The following is a 17792-nucleotide window of genomic DNA, read 5'->3' as shown; positions in this document are numbered from 1 at the left end:
TTAATTTGGCCAGTATCGCTTCGCGGCGTTCGGGTGAGTATTTCATAGGAACCTTTTCTTTGCCCCCATCTTAGGATGAGTTAAATTCTAACATCGGTAGAGGTTCCAACTAGTCTGACACAGGGGGGGTTAAATGCACCTCGGCCCGGTAGTATATTTCCTTATCTGGGCGTTCGGTGTCTACCGGATTCAGTGTAGGACGATTTTCAGCGACAGGATAAACCTGGTAGCTGAAATCCTGGTATTCGCCGTGATGCGCAACGGTTAGCGCCCAACCTTTGGCATCGCTGTCAGGAAATTGTTTTTTTATGACTTCCGCATCAAAACCCAGGCTTTGCAATTCTGCACTAATTGCTTTCATTGCCGGCGCCACGGTAAGACTCATGAAACGGACAACTTGGTTTTGTTCGGGTAAAGTGACTAAGTTACGTAAACGTTGTTGCCAGTCTTGTCCTTGGGCCAAAGGCGGTGTGCTTGTCATTGTTTGGTAACGAATTTGCCGTTTGGTGGCCTCTGTTTTAAGGGCTTTAAATAAACCAAAAATAGCGGCTAATAAAATAATAGAGAAAGGCAAGGCGCTAGCAATAGTTGCCGTTTGCAGTGCTTGCAAGCCATCGGCCAAGAGCAAGGCAATGGCAACCACGCCAGTTAAGGCAGACCAGAATATACGTTGCCATACCGGAGAGGGCATGTTTTCTTTAGAGGCCAGCAAATCAATAACCAAAGCGCCAGAGTCTGCAGAGGTAACAAAAAACACAACAACCATACATAGCGCCAGAATGGAAGTGAGGCTGGTTAAAGGCAGTTTTTCCAGGAAAACAAACAGGGCCTGTGCTACGTCGTTCTGAACGGTCAGGCCAAAGTTGCTCATGCCTTCAACTAAAATATAATAGATGGCGGTATCACCGAAAACGGTCATCCAAAATAAAGTAAAGCCCGATGGCACTAACAACACGCCCAGTACAAATTGACGGATAGTGCGGCCTCGTGAAATACGGGCAATGAATAAACCGACAAAAGGTGACCAGGCTATCCACCAACCCCAGTAAAAGAGGGTCCAGCCACCAATCCAGTCATTGGGTTCATAAGCATAAAGGGTAAAGGTTGCCGTTACTATATTTGATAAATAGGCCCCCGTGTTTTCTACAAAAGTTTGGAGCAGGAAGACAGTAGGGCCTAGAATGAGTACAAACAAAAGTAATAAAAAGGCAAGCCCCAGGTTGATTTCTGAAAGAATCTTAATGCCCCGGTCCAGGCCACTGGCTACCGATATGGTTGCTAAACCACAGGCAATAATAATCAGGACAATTTGTATCTGGAAGGTAATGGGCAGATTAAATAAATAGTTCAGGCCACTATTTATTTGCGCTACCCCAAAGCCCAGCGAGGTGGCCACGCCAAAGACGGTACCAAGAACGGCAAAGGTGTCAACTGCCTGACCGGTGCGGCCATAAATGCGGTCTCCAATAATAGGATAAAGCGCAGAGCTTAGTCTTAGCGGCAGGCCGTGTCTGTAGCAGAAAAATGCAAGAACCAAACCCACAATGGCATAAATAGCCCAGGCATGTAGCCCCCAGTGAAAAAAGGTAATGCTCATGGCGTTACGTGCCGCGAAGACAGTTCCTCCTTCTCCGGTAGGAGGGCTGAGAAAATGCATGACCGGTTCGGCTACCCCAAAGAACATAAGACCAATGCCCATGCCGGTAGAAAAAAGCATGGCAAACCAAGTGAAGTTCTTGTAGTCGGGTGTAGAGTGATCTGGCCCCAGTTTAATATCGCCATATCGACTGATCGCTAAAAAGAAGGTGCTAAGTAAAATGATGGCGACAGTTAGAATATAAAACCAACTTACATGACTGAGAATCCAGGTCTGGGTATTGCTAAATAGCTGTTGGGTAAAGTCAGGTGCAAAAGCAGCAAGGCCAATCAGAAGTAGAATAAGAGCGGCAGCCGAGAAAAAAACAGGGGGGTTAATGCTCGTTTGCTTAAAAGGCTTCATGGTTTGGCCTTGTTTATGGTTAAACATGGGAAAAAGTGTAGCAGAATAGTGAGTCGGGGTCAGGATTTACTTATTGAGTGATTGTGGCAAACGTGGGAATGCCTGCTCCCTTGAATAAAACTCGCACTCCCCCCAGGAGCATGGGAGCGAGAATTCTTTTAGGAGTACGCCCCACGCCGGGCGTCTCCTTTTACATCAGAACCGGGTCTGTAAACCTACACCCACTAAAGACGTACTTAGCCTGGCTTTCGGATGAGCTTGACTGTCATTAAACTTCAGTCGACCCGTACCAATAGAGGCGACCGCAAATATTAGGGAGCGTTTTGACAGCCTATATTCATAACCAAGGCTGAAGATATGCAGGTTGCCTTTCACACCATCGAATTCGCGATCATTGTTTTTGGTATGGCTGCCTTGGTACGATGCCAGGACTTTACCCGTTTCCCCTGCCGGTATGGTTAAACCAACGGTCCATGCCTGTTGGCGGTAACCGTTGGTTTGTGAATACAGCAAGCCATCAGAACGCATGCCTTGCGTAAATGGGGTGAAAAGATTGTTCAAGCCAATACTGCTTGCTTCCATCTCAACGTTTGCCCTGTCCTTGTTGCCAATGGCACCACGCACTTGGCCATAACCCAAATCCAGTTTCACAATATCAAAGTCATAGGTGCCAAACAGGTTCCAAGTATGGACCGTGCCTTTATGAGTCTTGGCAGAAATTCCTTTGCTGATGTCGGGGGCAGTTCTGGTATTGGTACGGTAACGGTCATAAGAAACACCGATTGCCAGGGGGCCATTATCGTAGCTGCCGCCAGTACTGATCCAGTTGGAGGCCTGTTTTGTTTCGATCTTATCGATTCCGTTCCATTCAAATTCACTTTTATTGTGATTACCAGCGTGTGCAATACCGAATTGGAAACCGGAAAAATCTGGACTCATGTATTTAACCGAATTATTCATACGGCCATAAATAGAGCTGCCAAATGCACCAAAAAGTTGGCCTGCCTGAAAGTAGCCGGCATTAAATGGACCTTTTGGTGCGATTTTTTGAGAGGCGATTGAGTATTGGCGACCCAGTGTTAGCGCACCCCAATTGTCATTACTTAAACCAAAATAAGCCTGGCGGCCAAACAGGCGGTTACCCTGAAGCGATTTGCCAGTACCAGGGTCAAACCCGCTTTCCAGCTGGAAAATGGCCTTGGATCCATTACCCAGGTCTTCACTGCCTTTGAAGCCCCAGCGGCTGCCATTGCGGGCGCCTGTGAATTTTTGCATGCCAAAAATACGGTTTTCGATCCGGTTATCGCCTTGCGTCACTTTGGTTTTATCATATGCAATACCAGCATCAACTAAACCATAAATGGTTACAGAGCTGTTAGCTTGGGCTGCACCGGTAAAACCGGCTACAACTGCAGTAGCAAGCAAAGTCTTTTTCATTTAAAACGTCTCCAGAAATATTGTTTTTAATTTAATATTAATTAGTGTGTTAATCGGAAAAACAACGATAGACAAAGCGCTTAAGAATCAAGCGGATAAAGCTCCAGCGTGCGGGCGTGCAGACGGCTAAGGCCCATCAGGGTTTCAATGTTGGAAACCGGAACATTCACTTGATGGGCGATATCAAGCATGGCGCCTACCAGGGCATCCAGTTCGATGCTTTTGCCGGCCTGAACGTCCTGCAACATGGATGTGCGAAAAGCGCCTAGTTGTTGGGTGACTTGGTGGCGATCCTCGGGGTCCTGGTTAATGTGAAGGCCAATTCGCGCGCCTACTTCAGCAGCCTCTAGCATGCAGCGTGACATAAAGTGACGTACATAATCATCGTCCAGAATACGATCGCCCGTTGCACCGGTGATAGCTGAAATGGGGTTGACCGTCATGTTGCCCCAAAGCTTGTACCAGATATCTGCCTGTATCTGTTGCGAGGGTTCGGTGTCAAAACCTGCCGATTGCAACATGTGCATGATGGTTTGGCTGCGGGCGGTGGCAGTTCCACCACCAGGCTCACCAATAATGATCCGGTTGCCAGCCACATGTCTTACGACGCCGGGGCCCATATTGGCTGCCGACAAATGGGTAACGGTACCCACCACCTGTGAAGACGGGAGCGCCGCAGCCAGTGTGCCATCAGGGTCCAGACTTTTCAGTTGAAGGTGTTCAGGGGTGCCGGGTAAGCCGTGAAAAAACCACCATGGGATCCCATTCATGGCAGACAGTAGGGTGGTGTCAGGACCCAGCAGCGGGGCGATGCGGGCGGCCACATCTGGCAGGGCTGTGGTCTTGACGGAAAGAATGACAACATCCTGCACGCCAAGATCGGCGGGATTGTCGCTGGCGTGCAGATCGTAGCGTTGTTGTTGGGCTTGATCGGGCGGTCCTTCAATAAAACTCAGACCGTGATCGCGTAGTGCCTGCAGGGTTGCTCCCCGTGCGATGGCACTAAGCTGTACTTCACCGCGTGCCGCCAGTCGGGCGGCCAGAAGGCCCCCGATGGCACCCAGACCATAAATACATACTTTCATAGCTGCCTTTAATTTTTGTAAGAAGGATCGCGCCGGTCAATCTGGCGTATCAGTGCTGTAAAAATGTCATCGCCTGCGCCATGGCGCGGATCGAATTGCAGGGCTTCAGCACTGCATTTTTGCTGAATCTGCCTGGAAATGATCCGGGTCGGCCCAAGGGCCGCACCCATGACCTGAATTTCACAGGCACGCTGCAAAGTCCAGAGTGTGGCGAAGGCCATGGGTAGGGTGATGCCCCAACTGAGCAAGCCATGGTTGCGCAGAATAACAGCCGGTTTATTGCCGATAGACTGACCCAGGCGGGGGGCTTCTTCGGCATGCAGCGTGATGCCCTCAAAATCATGGTAGGCCACACGATCATACAGCTGTGCTGAGTAAAAGTTGTCAGGCGACAAACCGCTATCGGCACAGGCAACCGCACAGCCTGCCGTTGTGTGGGTATGCATGATGCAATGCGCATCCGGTATTTGCTTGTGGATGGCCGAATGCAGGGTGAAGCCTGCCGGATTGATGGGGTATTCGCTATCCTGCAGGATATTCCCGTTGATATCAATCTTAACCAGATTTGAGGCAGTGACCTCGTTGAAATACAGGCCAAACGGATTGATCAGGAAATGCTGTTCTGGCCCCGGTATCCGCAGCGTAATGTGGTTATAGATCATTTCGGTCCAGCCCAGCATGTCGAAAATGCGGTAGCAGGCAGCGAGTTGGACACGAAGCGCTTGTTCGGTTTGTGCTTGTGCAGCCTTGGTCATTGTGAATCCGCTCCTTGGTAAGTCAGGCGATATGAGTGCAATGCTCAAAGAGTTTGCTTACCGGCTGGTTAGTGTCTAGCAACATCAATTTTTGGTAAAGCGCTTGCGTTGTTGGTGTGCCAAGTATTGGGTCTGCCAGACTCATGAATTTTTGCTGTACGGCTTCCTGCGTAGGCATATCATCGGGTTCGCCACGCGGTGCATATTGGAAATACCGCAGTGTTTCTCCCGAGTTCAGCTTAATCTCAACTACAGCAGAAAATGCGATGGGGAAGTTGGCCTCACATTCGGCATCTTCAAATACTTCAATACGCTCCATGAGTTTGAAAATTTCTGGATCAGCCAACGCCGGTTCATAGTCATCCCAACCCATGCGGCGGTGCTTAAGGGCAATCGCCATGCAAAGGTGGGTTGAAAACTGGCAGTCCACCACGTTTCGGGGTTTTCGGCGGCGTTCCTGAGGCTCGCCAACTACAAACACGCTGCGACGTGCCATGCCCACTCGCACGCTGGCCACATCGGCTGCCGTGAAAGCGTGTTGCTGCTGCAGGGCGGCCAAGGCATCCAGCGGCGCATGAATGCCACGGCAGCAAGGGTAGGGCTTGATACCGGACGCCATAATTTCCCATTTCTGGCCCAAATCCTGTACCGCCAGTGCGGGTTCCGGACGGGGCGAGTAGACATTGAAGAAACCTTCACGGCCTTCAAAGGCTTGTGTGGCACCGGTGTAACCCTGGCTGGCGAAGACGGCACTTGTCAGGCCGCCGGCAGCGGCATAGCCCACATGAAAGCGCTTGGTCCATGCCCCATTAACGGCAAACTGTCCGGTGCCCGCAGACTGGCTTAGTGCGGTACCGAAGGCATGGGCCATTTGGCTGGCATCAAGCCCCAGAATGTTGCCGCAGGCTGCTGCCGCGCCGAACACGCCAACGGTGGCAGAAGGATGAAAACCGCGTTCGGCGTGAGCCTGCGAAACGGCACCCAGAGCTACCCGGATCATTACCTCGTAACCGGCTACAATGCCGGTTAGCAATTTTTGCGTGGAGCAGCCGGCCATTTGTGCCGCAGCGAAAGCGGCCGCGATCACGGGCGCTCCCGGGTGTAGCTGAGCACGTGCATGGGTATCATCAAAGTCCATGCTGTGAGCAGTTGCGCCGGCCAGGTGGGCCGCTGCCTGGGGAGACCAGTGCCCATTGCTGCCCATGACGTATATAGAACCCCGATCACCCTCAAGGCAATGAAGGGCTTTCTTCATACTAAGCGTAGAGTCAAAATCTTGCGAACGGATAATGATCCCGCTCAGGTCCAGCACCAGTATTTTGGTGCGTTCGACTACCTCGGTGGGCAGGTCATGAAACGTCAGGTTAGCTGCGAAGGTCGCGAGCGTATCGGTTACGGCAGGCAGGTTCAGCGTGGTTTCAGGCTTATTCATACGACGGCTCCAACTGATGTTTCGGTGGTTTTTTCTTGTGCAGGAATGCCGCGACGCACGAATTTCGCAAAATCCGGCGACAATTGCATACTGTCAGGCAGGTTGACCCACATACGCAACAGGTAGCGTTTGCGCCCATCATCATAGTCAATGTAGTTTGTGCGGGCGTGCAAGGTCATGTAGTTGTTGATGATTTGAATATCACCGGGTTCTAGTTGCATGTCAATCCGCATGTCTTCGCGTATTGCCAGTTCATGCACATAGTCAATAGCGGCTTGTTGCAGCGCTGTCAGGGGAATACCGTGTTTTTGGGCACCCGTTTCAATGATTTTCTTGGCAAAGGCACAATTGACGCGACCGTTGTTGTATTCAAAGACAGGGATGCGTGTTTCAGTAACTTCATTAGGGTCACCGCTGGGGCCATAGCCACGATAGTCATGGTAGAAACCGTCGTAAAGCACTTCCAGATATTCGGGATGATGCTTGAGGATTTCGTTATGAATGGCCACTGAACTGGACAGGCTGCTAATACCGCCTTCCTTTGCTTTTTCAATGCACAGCAACATCACCACATCAGCCAGATCCGTGTGTGGATCCAGAATTTGATTGGTGGTGTTGTTGCGTCGGTTAGGGTCGTCGTTTTTCAGAGCCAAATCAGTGACTGGTGCCATTGTGTCACCTTTCACGTTGTGTGAAATGATCTGGCCAAGATGGGCGCCCAAACCCCAATAAAGGGTTCGGGTCTGTTCATTATCGTATTTATTCAAGGGCAAGCCGCGAATGACCACGAAGCCACGACCATGGCGGATCTGCTTGTCAATGTCAGCCAGTTTGGCAGATAAGCGGGGCAGGGGGAATTGTTCTTTGGTGAATTCGCCCCAGCGCAGCTCTTCACGTTTTACGTGTTCGCAGGCGTACTCCAGGTCTTCAATATCGGCGGCGTCCAGGTGATAGATCCAGGATGTATCATTTTGCAGGTCTGGGCCTTTCCAGGCCGTGGCATCAGTGACAAGTTCACGCAGGATGGGTTTGCTCATTTTTTCAGCTCCGGAATGATTGGATAAGGTGGCAGGCATGTCAGGAACGACGACATCAACAAGCGGCGCAAATTGTTGGCCGCCGAACAGGTCGGTGTCTTCGGGGGAACCCGAGGTTACTGGGCGAGGAATGGTGATTTTGATGGCGTTGGCGGGGTCGTAGTGAAACAGCTTGACGACTTCAGCAGGCACCTTAAAGGTGCGGGCCATCAGTTCAACGGAAAGCACGCCGCTATTGGCGACATGACGGTAGGTTTCGACATCGGGAAACATAATGTCAACGGTCAGCAGGAAGGGGCCAGCGTTTTTGGTGCGTATAAGTTTGGCAAAGTCGCGTAATAGGGCCATGATCAGATCTCCTCGTAGCGGATACGGTGTAGTTCAAGCGGGTGGTCAAGTTCCACCACATGATTGAGTACGAATTGGTAGGCTGGGTCTAAATTCCAGAAATGTGGGGCGATCGGAAAGGCCAGATTGGAAACCAGGCCTTGCCATTCGGGGACCGTGTGGTGCAGTACCATGTGAGCCGCTTGACCCGCGATGGCATAAGCAACTTCCTGGGTCTCGGCTTGGCTAACCATCAACACGCCGACCTCGGTGGGTGTCTGGCCCAGGGTGGGTTCACGTGAGCCAAGTACACCGCTGTGGCCGTATAGTTTGAAATCAATGCGGTATTTGCCCGCCATCGATTCGCCATAAACCGCATCAATGTTGTTGCGGATGGAGTCTTGCAAACCACCAAACCAACTGTCGAATTGACCCAGGATCATCGGGTCGCGTACGCCACCTAATACCATGGCGCGATAACCGGTTTTTTTTGCGCCTTCCAGTTTCACGGTATACGGCTCAGGATGAAAAGCACTGCCTGAAACCCTGACGGTGCGTTCGCTTGAGGACTCGTAACGGGCATGAGTCAGGTCCATCACGCCGCCGGGTTCGCGCATCATGTAGGGATCGCCGGTTTCGTATAGGGCGTGCGCGGCAACGCTTAGTGGAGAGCAGCTTTGGGTAGGGCTGACCGGCTCAAGCTCAAAATAATCATCGGTGATCGTGCAAATCATGCCTTCGGGTTTTTCCATGCTGATTACAGCTGCCCCCCCACACTCCATGATTTTGGCTGCGTGCCAGCACAGACCGGGTGGGAAACCTTGGGCGACGGGAATGGCTGCAAAAATAGCGGCATCTGTCGAGCGGCCGGCCAGGATCACTTGGGCGCCATTAGCGAGTGCCTCCTGATAGGCTTCAGCGCCCATCATCGCCACGATATGATCCGTGTCGCGCAGGGTGTCTTCGTCAATTTCCGGCGCTGGATCCAGTGCACGGAATTTTCCTTCCCGGTATTTTTGCAGGAGTAGTTCGCGATCAGGTTCAGACTCAATGATGGCGGTTTTGAAATTCAGGTTCTCCTCGCGTGCAATTTCCTGCACGATCTCCCAAACCCAGTTAAGGTTCCAGTCCCCTCCGCTGCCTCCGCAGGAGCCAATCATGAGTGGGATATCCACTTGGCGGGCGCCTTTGATCAGAATGCGCAAATCGCGTTTGACAGCGCCATGTGAGAAGAAGGGTTTGTTACCCCCCAGATTGGCTGGGCCACCGTCTGTTGAGCCGGCATCACATCCAATGAAAGCCAGATCTGGACTGAGTGCCGCCATGAAGTGGTCTTCGGAAAATCCCACGCCAAGTACACCGGTCGGGGATAGATATTTAATTTTTTTCGTCATGAATTAGGTATCCATTCAATATCTTTTGTTAATGAGAAAATAAAAAAAAGTGCTCACATTACCCGTGAAAGGAACGTGCGCAATCTGTCTGTTTTAGGGTCGGCCAGGGTGCTGCGCGCATCGCCTTGTTCAACGACACGACCGTTTTCCATGAAAATCACCCGGTCGGCCGCTTCGCGGGCAAAGCCGATTTCATGGGTAACTACCACCATTGTTTTCCCGGCTTTAGCCAGGTCGGTTACCACTTTCAGAACCTCACCAACCAGTTCAGGGTCAAGGGCGCTGGTGGGCTCGTCAAATAGCAATACTTTGGGGCGCATGGCCAGTGCCCGGGCAATCGCAACCCGCTGTTGCTGACCGCCCGATAACTGGGGTGGGTAAGCATCAATCCTGTGGGATAACCCCACCCGTTCAAGCAGGTGTTCAGCCAGTTTCCGGGCATCGGCAACACTGTCGCCCAGTACCCGTGTTGGGCCTTCCATGATGTTCTCTGCAACGGTCATGTGCGGAAACAGTACGAATTGCTGAAATACCATGCCCAGCTCACGACGCTGTCGCGCTACCGCCTTTGCATTGAGCGCCAGCAACTGGTTTTTATGACGACGAAAGCCCAATAGCTCATCGTCCAGGTAAATAGCTCCGCCTTCAAGAGACTCAAGCTGATGCATGCATCGGATTAAGGTGGATTTTCCGGAACCGGATGGTCCGATGATGGCCACGACTTCGCCTTCGTGAACATCAAGGCTGACATTATCAAGGGCGACATAACGGCCATAGTGTTTCGTGACGTTTTCGGCCCTGAGCACTTTGCGTTTTGGGCTTTGTGAAGACGATTCAGTCATTTTCAATGTTTCCTCAGGCGGTGGTTGTTTCGGCAGTGATGACTGCCGTTCGTTGGTGTCCCTTGGAGTAATGCTTTTCCAGGCGGGACTGGATGAGGTACAGGCAGGAAATTACGACCAGATACCAGAAGACGGCAACCATGAGCAGCGGCACGATTTCGTAGGTACGGTTGTAAATGGTCTGTACGGCGAAGAGTAAGTCGTTCATGGCAATGACGGATACCAATGCGGTGGCCTTGGCCATGCTGATAACCTGGTTGCCGGTAGGTGGAATGATGAAGCGCATGGCCTGGGGCACGATGATGCGAAAAAATGACTGGGCTGGTGTCATGCCGATGGCCTTGGCGGCATCGTGCTGACGTTGATCCACAGATAACAGACCGGCGCGCATGATTTCCGCCATATAGGCACCTTCCGCCAGACTTAGGCCCAGGACGGCTGCGGTGAAAGGGTTGATCAAGTCAATGGTGCGCCATTCGACCCAAGGTTCACCAAAGGGCAGGCCGATTGAAACGATAGGTAGCAGATAGGCCAGGTTGTACCAGAACAGTAATTGGATCATGAGTGGTGTGGCGCGAAAAGCCCAAAGATAAACGTTGGCGGCGCGTCTGCCAGGCCCGTAATCGCTCATGAGCAGTAAGGCGGCAATGGTTCCCACCAGCACGCCTCCCACCATACTGATCACTGTTAATGCCAGCGTGACGCCCAACCCTTCCAGAATGGCAGGCGCAAACAGATAGTTCCAAACGACGGGCCATTCGAAGCGCGGGTTACTGATTAAAAACCAGACTAACCAGGCGGCAATGAGGACTAAGGCGATGGTGCCCAGCCGCCGTGACAGACTGGCAGGGTAAATGGCTTTGGAAACATCATCCACGCAATTTTTCGGTGTGGGGGGTGTAGAAGGCACAGCGGATACTGCGCTAGAAGTTATGGATAGGTTAGTCATGATTATGCCTGGCTCATCGTTTATTTGAGTTCGGGTTTAACTGGATGAGGTCAATGTTCGCCGGAGCCAGACCCCAGTTATCAAGAATTTTCTGGTATTCACCGTTATCGACCAGATTTTGCATGGCAGTGACCATCACGGGTGACAGCGGAGAGTTGTTTTTAAGTATCATACCCAGTCGCAGTGTGGTCATTGTATTGGTTTCGTCTGTTTGTGCCGTATATTCGCCTGGACGGGTTTTAAGCAAGTGGAGCGCTGCGGCATACTGCATTGAAAAGGCGTCGGCACGGCCGGACTGGGCAGCAAGCAGGGTGGAGTTCTGGTCTGGCATGACGATTTGTTGCGTTTTTTTAAGACCTGCTTTTTCGCACATGCTATCCATGATTTCTACTTCACGAATGGCGGCAGACCCAGACATGACAGAAATACGACGACCACAGAGATCCAGGATTTTTTCTGTTTTCAATCCGTGTTGAGTGGGTAGAATGAAAGCGGGCTTGCTCAGGAGCCAGGGGATAACGTCATAGCGTTTTTCGCGTTCTGCTGTCGCGAGCGCTGGACCGAAGGAAATATCGTAGCGGCCGGTGTCAACACCTGTGAAAATAGCGGGTCCATTGGCAACAACGGTGGTTTCAAAGGGTACGCCCAGCTGTTTTTGCAGTGCCTGCATCAGTTCCACTTCAAGGCCTTTCAGCGTGCGGCCATCTTCAGCGGTAATGCGGTAGGGGGGTAACTGGTCGCCAGCTACGTGTATTTTGCCGGCTTTTTTGACGGCTTCAGGCAGTTCCTTGTATAAAGGGGCTGATGAGTTTGCATGGGCAGTCAGTGCATAGCCTGCGGTTAGCAAGCTGGATGTTGCCAGTACCACTTGTCTTAGCAAGCGCTTTTTCATGAAGGAACGAAGCATGGTTTGTCTCCTGGATAAACAACGGATTGTTTGATATATATCATTTAAATTATTATCAATAACAATTATTATCGATATCTTTTGTTATTGATATAAGTAAAATCCCTAGATGTGCAAAAAAGCGTATTTTTTCAGTGAGAGGTGTCAGCTTTTTTGTCGCGATCGGGTAATATGTAAAATGTAAATATTACAGATTTTGATTAAGGGTGATTACTATGTCTGGTATACAAACAACAATCTCCCAATTTCTATAAAAAATATTATGAGTCAATCCACTAAACTGGCGCGCGTTTCGTCACAAACCAGGCCTCGAGACGAGGATAACGCTGTTTCCAAGGCGCATACCACCACAATCAGGCGTCCTTCATTAACGCCCGAAATGGTGGGTTTTCGTTTGCTTAAACTCACCAACCTGCTGACCCGGCCGTTTTTCGGCAATTTTGCCAAACAGCATGCCCTGACGCTTAACGAATGGCGCACCATCGTTGTACTGGCCAATCGTCCAGGTATTGCATCGCAAGATATCGCTGCACTAACGGGTCTGCATCCCATGAATATTAGTCGTGCCGTGACAGGTCTGCGTAATGCAGGTCGTGTGCGTGACGAGCGTGATCCCGACAATCATCGGCGATCCCTGCTTTGGTTAACTGATTCCGGGCAACAGACTTTTCGTGAAATTGCGCCTCATTCCGAGCAACAGGCGGCCTTTCTGCTTGAGCCATTCACCGAAGAAGAACTGCAACAACTGGCGACGATGGTTGACAAGCTCGTAAAACGAGCTGAAGAATTCACAGAGGGCGAGTGAGAAGGGAGGCGATTGGATACACTAACCCTCTGAATGGGTGTAATGATAGAAGGCTCACACCGTTTTATTTACAGGTTCCATTATCACGGCAATCATCTTGTTTTTGCTTAACTATTATTTTTAGATTCAATTAATAATTGCTGTTCTTCCAACATGGATTCGATTTTTAAGGAAATGTCCTGAAGTGGCAGGATAAACTTTACTTCTGCTTCTTTTTTACTCATGGCTTTTGTCAGGTAAACGACATTTAAACAGCCCAGCACACGTGCTCTATGAATAATGGGAACTGCAATAGCACTAATTTTTTGTTGATCGGACCAATCACTTCGATTCCACGCAAAACCGGCATCTCTTACACTTCTTATTAAATTTTTTATATAAACAGTATCATTTGCAAGGGCTGCCTGTGCTTCTCCGGCACTTCCCGAACGTAATAAGCTTAAAATATTTTCTTGTTCTGAATCATTAATATTGGCAAAATATGCCCGTCCGGCCGAAGTCAGCAGCATGGGAAGGCGTCTGCCCACCATTGCCCGATGAAACGATAAAGGGCTGTAACGGTGCGTGGTTTCGCGAATAATCATTTCACTGCCGTCCGAAGTGGTTAAGTCTGACGGCCATACGATGCGCTGCATCAGTTCGCCCATTAGCGGTGCGGCCATAGAGGAAATCCATTCATCATCAGTGAAGCCTTCACTTAATTCACGTACTTTTATCGTTAAACGGTAAGTGTCATCCGAGTCGCTGCGCCTGACCAGTCCCTCGGTCATCAGGGTTTCCAGTAAACGTCTTACCGTTGTGCGATGCAGCCCGACCATTTGGCTAAGCTGTTGCGATGAGGCGTGGCCACTTTGCATTTGGTTCAATGCCTTCAGGATGGCAAGTCCGCGCGAAAGTCCGCGTACATGGGCATAGTTTGTTGTTTTGTCAGTCATTGTTAAGTCTTCTAATAAATACGTGCGTGCACTCCTTGCACATATTGGATATTTTTTTTCTGTAAAGTGCCTATTCCCTTAGACTTGATTCATATCAAATTTAAAACAAATAAGGAGCAAGTGATGACAATGGCCAATAATATATCACCCGACGGGTTTCAAAGTGTTTGGGCTGATTTGTGTGGTGTTTCATTTACGCAGGGCTGGTTGGATGCAAACGGTATTTCTACCCGTTTTTTGCATGCGGGACAAGAGGATAAACCCGCTCTCATCATGTTGCATGGTGTGGGTGGGCATGCCGAGGCCTATGTGCGTAACTTGAAGGCGCATGCTGAACACTTTAATGTATGGGCCATCGATATGATTGGCCATGGCTGGACCGATAAACCGGCGGGTGCCCGTGAGATTTCCCAATATGTTGATCATGTCCTGAAAGTAATGGATAAGCTGGGTATTGAAAAAGCGTCCTTTACCGGTGAGTCGCTGGGTGGTTGGGTCGCTGCGCGTTTGGCCATTGATTATCCTGAACGGGTGGAGCGCCTGGTGTTAAATACGGCGGGTGGTTCGCAGGCTGATCCGGTGGTGATGGAACGCCTGAAGTCTTTATCGATGCGTGCGGTTGAAGAACCGTCATGGGAGTTTATCAAAGCCCGGCTTGAATGGTTAATGGCCGATAAAAGCAAAGTGAACGATGATCTTGTGGCCACCCGTCAGGCCATTTACGCACAGCCCGGCATGATTGAGGCCCAGCGTGGCAATATGGCGCTTCAGGAAATGGAGATCCGCCAGCGCAATATCTTACGGGCAGAAGATTATGGCCGTATCAAAGCACCCGCATTGGTGCTGTGGACATCAGACGATCCGACTGCAGATGTATCGGAAGGGCGTCGTATGGCCTCTATGATTCCAGGTGCTTTGTTTACGGTGATGGACGGGTGTGGGCATTGGCCCCAGTTTGAAGATGCGCAAACTTTTAACCGTATTCATGTGAATTTTCTTTTAGGTAAAGAAGTTCCCGAGGCATCTACAGTCTAATTTAAACAAAAAAAGTAAATATAAAAAAGTCTGGAGGAGATATGACTAATGTCATTGAGGTGGCAGGGGATTCCGTTCGCCCTGAACAATTATCGGCTGACGTTGCTATTATTGGTGCAGGCCCCGTAGGATTGATGATTGCCAATATTTTAGGCGCTCAGGGCGTAAGCGTCATCCTTATCGAAAAGCTCGATACGATTATTGATTATCCACGCGCTATCGGTCTGGATGATGAAGCGTTGCGAGTGTTCCAGTCGGTGGGATTGGCAGATGATCTTATGCCGCATATTACCCCTTTTCACTGGATGCGTTTTATAACGCCGCGGGGGCGCTGTTTTGCTTCTATTGAGCCCCGTACCGAAGAGTTTGGCTGGTCACGCCGAAATGCTTTTCACCAGCCTTTGGCAGATCGTATTTTGCATCAGGGGTTAAGCCGTTTTCCTAATGTTAAGGTCATGTTTGAGCAGACGGTTTCCAGTTTTATCCAGGACGAACAAGGCGTTACGCTTAGCCTGGAAAGTAATGATGGCGTAAAAAGGGCGGTTAGGGCTTCTTACATGGTAGGAGCCGATGGCGGTAATAGTTTTGTCCGCCGCACCTTGAACATACCTTTTGAGGGAAGAACAAAGGCAAATCAATGGATTGTTCTTGATGTTCGTAATGATCCGGTTGGTACGCCAAATATTTATTTATATTGTGATCCAGAACGGCCCTATGTTTCTGCTGCTTTGCCGCATGGCGTGCGCCGTTTTGAATTTATGGTGATGCCGGGAGAAACTGAAGAATCATTTGATAACCCGGAAAAACTGGCCGAACTGGTCAGGAAAGTAGTGACTGATCCAGATAACGTGGATTACATCCGTAAACGTATTTATACGCATAATGCCCGTCTTGCTGTCCATTTCAGGGTGAACCGTATTTTGTTGGCGGGTGATGCCGCCCATATCATGCCAGTCTGGCAGGGGCAGGGTTATAACAGCGGTATTCGTGATGCCAGTAATTTGGGCTGGAAGTTGGCGATGGTTATTAAAGGCACCGCTGCTGAATCACTACTGGATACCTATGGCACAGAGCGTCGTAACCATGCACGCTCAATGATTCATCTTTCTGAAGTAGCGGGAGATATTTTTGCTCCCCCAAGTAAGTTTGGTGCCAATTTGCGTGATGGGCTGACGCGTTTGCTAAATGCTATTCCGCCCGTTAAACGCTATGTGGTTGAAATGCGTTTTAAACCGATGCCCCGTTATGAGTCAGGCGTGGTGTTGCTGCCTGAGCCCAAACCCCACGGTAAATTGGCCCGCTGGCTTGAACGACGGGGTAATTCCGCACTTGGAAGAATGCTGGGCTTGATGAGCGAGAAACGTGATTCCGTACTGGGTCGTTTGGTGCATGGCCGGGATCCTTTGGGTAACTCCCCGGTGGGACGCATGTTTATCCAGCCTTTTGTCCGTACTCAAGACGGTCAGCTTGTCCGGTTTGACGAGGTTATCGGAAACCGCTTTGCCATTGTTTCCTGGGGTACAGACCCAACCTTCGGTTTGACTGATCAGGCTCGGGCAGTATGGCAAAAAATGGGCGCCTGTTTTGTGATTGTAAAACCGGAGTCTCAACTGGCTTTTTCTGATGATGTGCCTGAAGACCTTATTGCGGTGGGTGACTCAACAGGAAAAATAAAGGATTGGTTTGGAAATATGCCTGATTCGGTTTTATTGTTACGCCCTGACCGTTTTATTGCCGGCATGTGTTCACCACAGGAGGTATCCGCATCTATTTTGACTTTAGGTAAAAAATTGGCCTTGACCGAAACCGTTTGTTCGGCGCAGGAAATTAACAATATCAAGAGTAATGCAGCATAGATTGCGGCAGGAGTTTATATGACAATTATTTTGGAGTGTTTATCTCACACCCCTTTGCAGGGCTATCATGATCCTGCGCCCGAGATTCTGGCCGAGGTGGAAGCATTGCAGGCTGCCATGAAAAAAAGGGTACAGGCTTTTGATCCCGAATTGGTCGTTGTGTTTGCGCCTGATCATTACAATGGTTTTTTCTATGATGTCATGCCGCAGTTTTGTATTGGTCTTGATGCAACATCCATTGGCGATTATAAAAGTATGGCGGGGCCGCTTGATGTCCCCAGGGACATTGCGCTGGCAATGAGCGAGGCGGTACTTGCGGCGGATATTGATGTTGCGTTGTCATACCGCATGCAGGTTGATCATGGGTTTGCCCAGGCACTTGAGGTCCTTTTGGGTGGTTTGGACAATTACCCGGTGATACCCGTATTCATTAACTCTGTGGCTCCTCCGATGGCCAGTTGTCGGCGTTCGCGCTTATTGGGGGATGCGATTGGCCGTTTCCTTTCCGGTTTGAATAAACGCGTGCTGCTTGTCGGTTCGGGCGGGATTTCTCATGAGCCCCCGGTTCCTGAAATCGCCAATGCTTGCGCCGAGGTTGCCGAGCGCCTGATAGCCGGACGCAATCCCACCCCCCAGGCCCGTGCCGCGCGACAGGAGCGCACGATTTCCGCCGCCAGACAGTTTACGTCTGGTGACAGCAGCCTGCGGTCTCTTAACCCTGAGTGGGACAGGAGTTTTTTAGATATTCTTGCCCGTGGAGACTGGATGGCCATTGATGACATGAGCAATGACTCAATTACCGAACAGGGAGGCAAGTCTGCCCATGAAATTCGCTCGTGGGTCGCTGCCTTTGCCGCTTTAAATGCCCATGGCCCTTATAAAGCATCTCTTGATTATTACCGTCCTATTCCCGAGTGGATTGCCGGTTTTGCCACTATGCAGGCACAGTCTTTGAGATCTGTTGAAAGTGTCGCAGCATAAATCAAATACGAAGGAT

Annotated in this window: 15 protein-coding genes; 4 read left to right on the top strand and 11 right to left on the bottom strand. The window is 50.3% G+C overall.

Annotated features, from left to right (window positions below; translation table 11 throughout):
• Positions 1-109 precede the first annotated feature (109 nt).
• The 10 genes from JHL22_RS05690 to JHL22_RS05645 all read right to left on the bottom strand — a co-directional run bounded on the left by JHL22_RS05690 (position 110) and on the right by JHL22_RS05645 (position 12164).
• Positions 110-1999 (bottom strand): BCCT family transporter, encoded by a 1890-nt coding sequence (locus JHL22_RS05690; RefSeq protein WP_200234830.1) that lies wholly within the window; start codon positions 1997-1999, stop codon positions 110-112.
• A gap of 195 nt (positions 2000-2194) precedes the next feature.
• Positions 2195-3436, bottom strand: a complete 1242-nt coding sequence (locus JHL22_RS05685; RefSeq protein ID WP_200234828.1) for a porin — start codon at positions 3434-3436, stop codon at positions 2195-2197.
• A gap of 80 nt (positions 3437-3516) precedes the next feature.
• Entirely contained in the window at positions 3517-4521 is a 1005-nt protein-coding gene (locus JHL22_RS05680) for a 2-dehydropantoate 2-reductase (RefSeq protein WP_200234826.1), read from the bottom strand.
• A gap of 8 nt (positions 4522-4529) precedes the next feature.
• Positions 4530-5276, bottom strand: coding sequence for a class II aldolase/adducin family protein (locus JHL22_RS05675; RefSeq protein WP_169294672.1), 747 nt, complete (start codon positions 5274-5276; stop codon positions 4530-4532).
• 22 nt (positions 5277-5298) lie between these two features.
• Entirely contained in the window at positions 5299-6708 is a 1410-nt protein-coding gene (locus JHL22_RS05670; RefSeq protein ID WP_200234824.1) for an MmgE/PrpD family protein, read from the bottom strand.
• Complete coding sequence (locus tag JHL22_RS05665; RefSeq protein ID WP_200234822.1) at positions 6705-8093, bottom strand: DUF4387 family protein; 1389 nt, start codon at positions 8091-8093, stop codon at positions 6705-6707. Before JHL22_RS05665 ends, JHL22_RS05670 begins: the two co-directional genes overlap by 4 nt.
• Before the next feature lie 2 nt (positions 8094-8095).
• Positions 8096-9466 (bottom strand): acyclic terpene utilization AtuA family protein, encoded by a 1371-nt coding sequence (locus JHL22_RS05660; protein ID WP_200234820.1) that lies wholly within the window; start codon positions 9464-9466, stop codon positions 8096-8098.
• Between the two features lie 53 nt (positions 9467-9519).
• Positions 9520-10308, bottom strand: coding sequence for an amino acid ABC transporter ATP-binding protein (locus JHL22_RS05655; RefSeq protein ID WP_234041131.1), 789 nt, complete (start codon positions 10306-10308; stop codon positions 9520-9522).
• Between the two features lie 13 nt (positions 10309-10321).
• Positions 10322-11257, bottom strand: a complete 936-nt coding sequence (locus JHL22_RS05650) for an amino acid ABC transporter permease (RefSeq protein ID WP_200234818.1) — start codon at positions 11255-11257, stop codon at positions 10322-10324.
• A gap of 13 nt (positions 11258-11270) precedes the next feature.
• Positions 11271-12164 carry a transporter substrate-binding domain-containing protein gene (locus JHL22_RS05645; protein WP_200234816.1) on the bottom strand — a complete coding sequence of 298 codons (894 nt, stop codon included), beginning with the start codon at positions 12162-12164 and terminating at the stop codon, positions 11271-11273.
• Between the two features lie 262 nt (positions 12165-12426).
• Here JHL22_RS05645 and JHL22_RS05640 point away from each other — a divergent pair, with 262 nt between their 5' ends.
• Positions 12427-12969 (top strand): MarR family winged helix-turn-helix transcriptional regulator, encoded by a 543-nt coding sequence (locus JHL22_RS05640; protein WP_200234814.1) that lies wholly within the window; start codon positions 12427-12429, stop codon positions 12967-12969.
• A 107-nt stretch (positions 12970-13076) separates the two neighbouring features.
• On the opposite strand, the gene JHL22_RS05635 is transcribed toward JHL22_RS05640, so the two are convergent.
• Positions 13077-13904 carry a DNA-binding transcriptional regulator gene (locus tag JHL22_RS05635; protein WP_200234812.1) on the bottom strand — a complete coding sequence of 276 codons (828 nt, stop codon included), beginning with the start codon at positions 13902-13904 and terminating at the stop codon, positions 13077-13079.
• Positions 13905-14027: 123 nt separating this feature from the next.
• On the opposite strand from JHL22_RS05635, the gene JHL22_RS05630 reads away from it, so the two are divergent.
• Genes JHL22_RS05630 through JHL22_RS05620 form a run of 3 tightly spaced genes read left to right on the top strand, consistent with a single transcriptional unit; the run spans position 14028 to position 17776 of the window.
• Positions 14028-14939: an alpha/beta fold hydrolase gene (locus JHL22_RS05630; protein ID WP_234041130.1), complete on the top strand. Its 912-nt coding sequence runs from the start codon at positions 14028-14030 to the stop codon at positions 14937-14939.
• Between the two features lie 41 nt (positions 14940-14980).
• On the top strand, positions 14981-16795 hold the full coding sequence (mhpA, locus tag JHL22_RS05625; RefSeq protein WP_200234810.1) for a bifunctional 3-(3-hydroxy-phenyl)propionate/3-hydroxycinnamic acid hydroxylase MhpA: 1815 nt from the start codon (positions 14981-14983) through the stop codon (positions 16793-16795).
• A gap of 18 nt (positions 16796-16813) precedes the next feature.
• Complete coding sequence (locus JHL22_RS05620; RefSeq protein WP_200234807.1) at positions 16814-17776, top strand: 3-carboxyethylcatechol 2,3-dioxygenase; 963 nt, start codon at positions 16814-16816, stop codon at positions 17774-17776.
• Positions 17777-17792: the final 16 nt, after the last annotated feature.

It is taken from the genome of Advenella mandrilli (genome assembly GCF_016595155.1).
GTDB classification, from domain to species: Bacteria; Pseudomonadota; Gammaproteobacteria; order Burkholderiales; family Burkholderiaceae_B; genus Advenella; species Advenella mandrilli.
This window is presented reverse-complemented; position numbering and strand designations above follow the sequence as displayed.

What these genes read in the sequence shown, in the direction of transcription:
- JHL22_RS05690 (WP_200234830.1), bottom strand. Translation starts at nt 1,999, where the DNA reads ATGAAGCCTTTTAAGCAAACGAGCATTAACCCCCCTGTTTTTTTCTCG.
- JHL22_RS05685 (WP_200234828.1), bottom strand. Translation starts at nt 3,436, where the DNA reads ATGAAAAAGACTTTGCTTGCTACTGCAGTTGTAGCCGGTTTTACCGGT.
- JHL22_RS05680 (WP_200234826.1), bottom strand. Translation starts at nt 4,521, where the DNA reads ATGAAAGTATGTATTTATGGTCTGGGTGCCATCGGGGGCCTTCTGGCC.
- JHL22_RS05675 (WP_169294672.1), bottom strand. Translation starts at nt 5,276, where the DNA reads ATGACCAAGGCTGCACAAGCACAAACCGAACAAGCGCTTCGTGTCCAA.
- JHL22_RS05670 (WP_200234824.1), bottom strand. Translation starts at nt 6,708, where the DNA reads ATGAATAAGCCTGAAACCACGCTGAACCTGCCTGCCGTAACCGATACG.
- JHL22_RS05665 (WP_200234822.1), bottom strand. Translation starts at nt 8,093, where the DNA reads ATGGCCCTATTACGCGACTTTGCCAAACTTATACGCACCAAAAACGCT.
- JHL22_RS05660 (WP_200234820.1), bottom strand. Translation starts at nt 9,466, where the DNA reads ATGACGAAAAAAATTAAATATCTATCCCCGACCGGTGTACTTGGCGTG.
- JHL22_RS05655 (WP_234041131.1), bottom strand. Translation starts at nt 10,308, where the DNA reads ATGACTGAATCGTCTTCACAAAGCCCAAAACGCAAAGTGCTCAGGGCC.
- JHL22_RS05650 (WP_200234818.1), bottom strand. Translation starts at nt 11,257, where the DNA reads ATGACTAACCTATCCATAACTTCTAGCGCAGTATCCGCTGTGCCTTCT.
- JHL22_RS05645 (WP_200234816.1), bottom strand. Translation starts at nt 12,164, where the DNA reads ATGCTTCGTTCCTTCATGAAAAAGCGCTTGCTAAGACAAGTGGTACTG.
- JHL22_RS05640 (WP_200234814.1), top strand. Translation starts at nt 12,427, where the DNA reads ATGAGTCAATCCACTAAACTGGCGCGCGTTTCGTCACAAACCAGGCCT.
- JHL22_RS05635 (WP_200234812.1), bottom strand. Translation starts at nt 13,904, where the DNA reads ATGACTGACAAAACAACAAACTATGCCCATGTACGCGGACTTTCGCGC.
- JHL22_RS05630 (WP_234041130.1), top strand. Translation starts at nt 14,028, where the DNA reads ATGACAATGGCCAATAATATATCACCCGACGGGTTTCAAAGTGTTTGG.
- mhpA (WP_200234810.1), top strand. Translation starts at nt 14,981, where the DNA reads ATGACTAATGTCATTGAGGTGGCAGGGGATTCCGTTCGCCCTGAACAA.
- JHL22_RS05620 (WP_200234807.1), top strand. Translation starts at nt 16,814, where the DNA reads ATGACAATTATTTTGGAGTGTTTATCTCACACCCCTTTGCAGGGCTAT.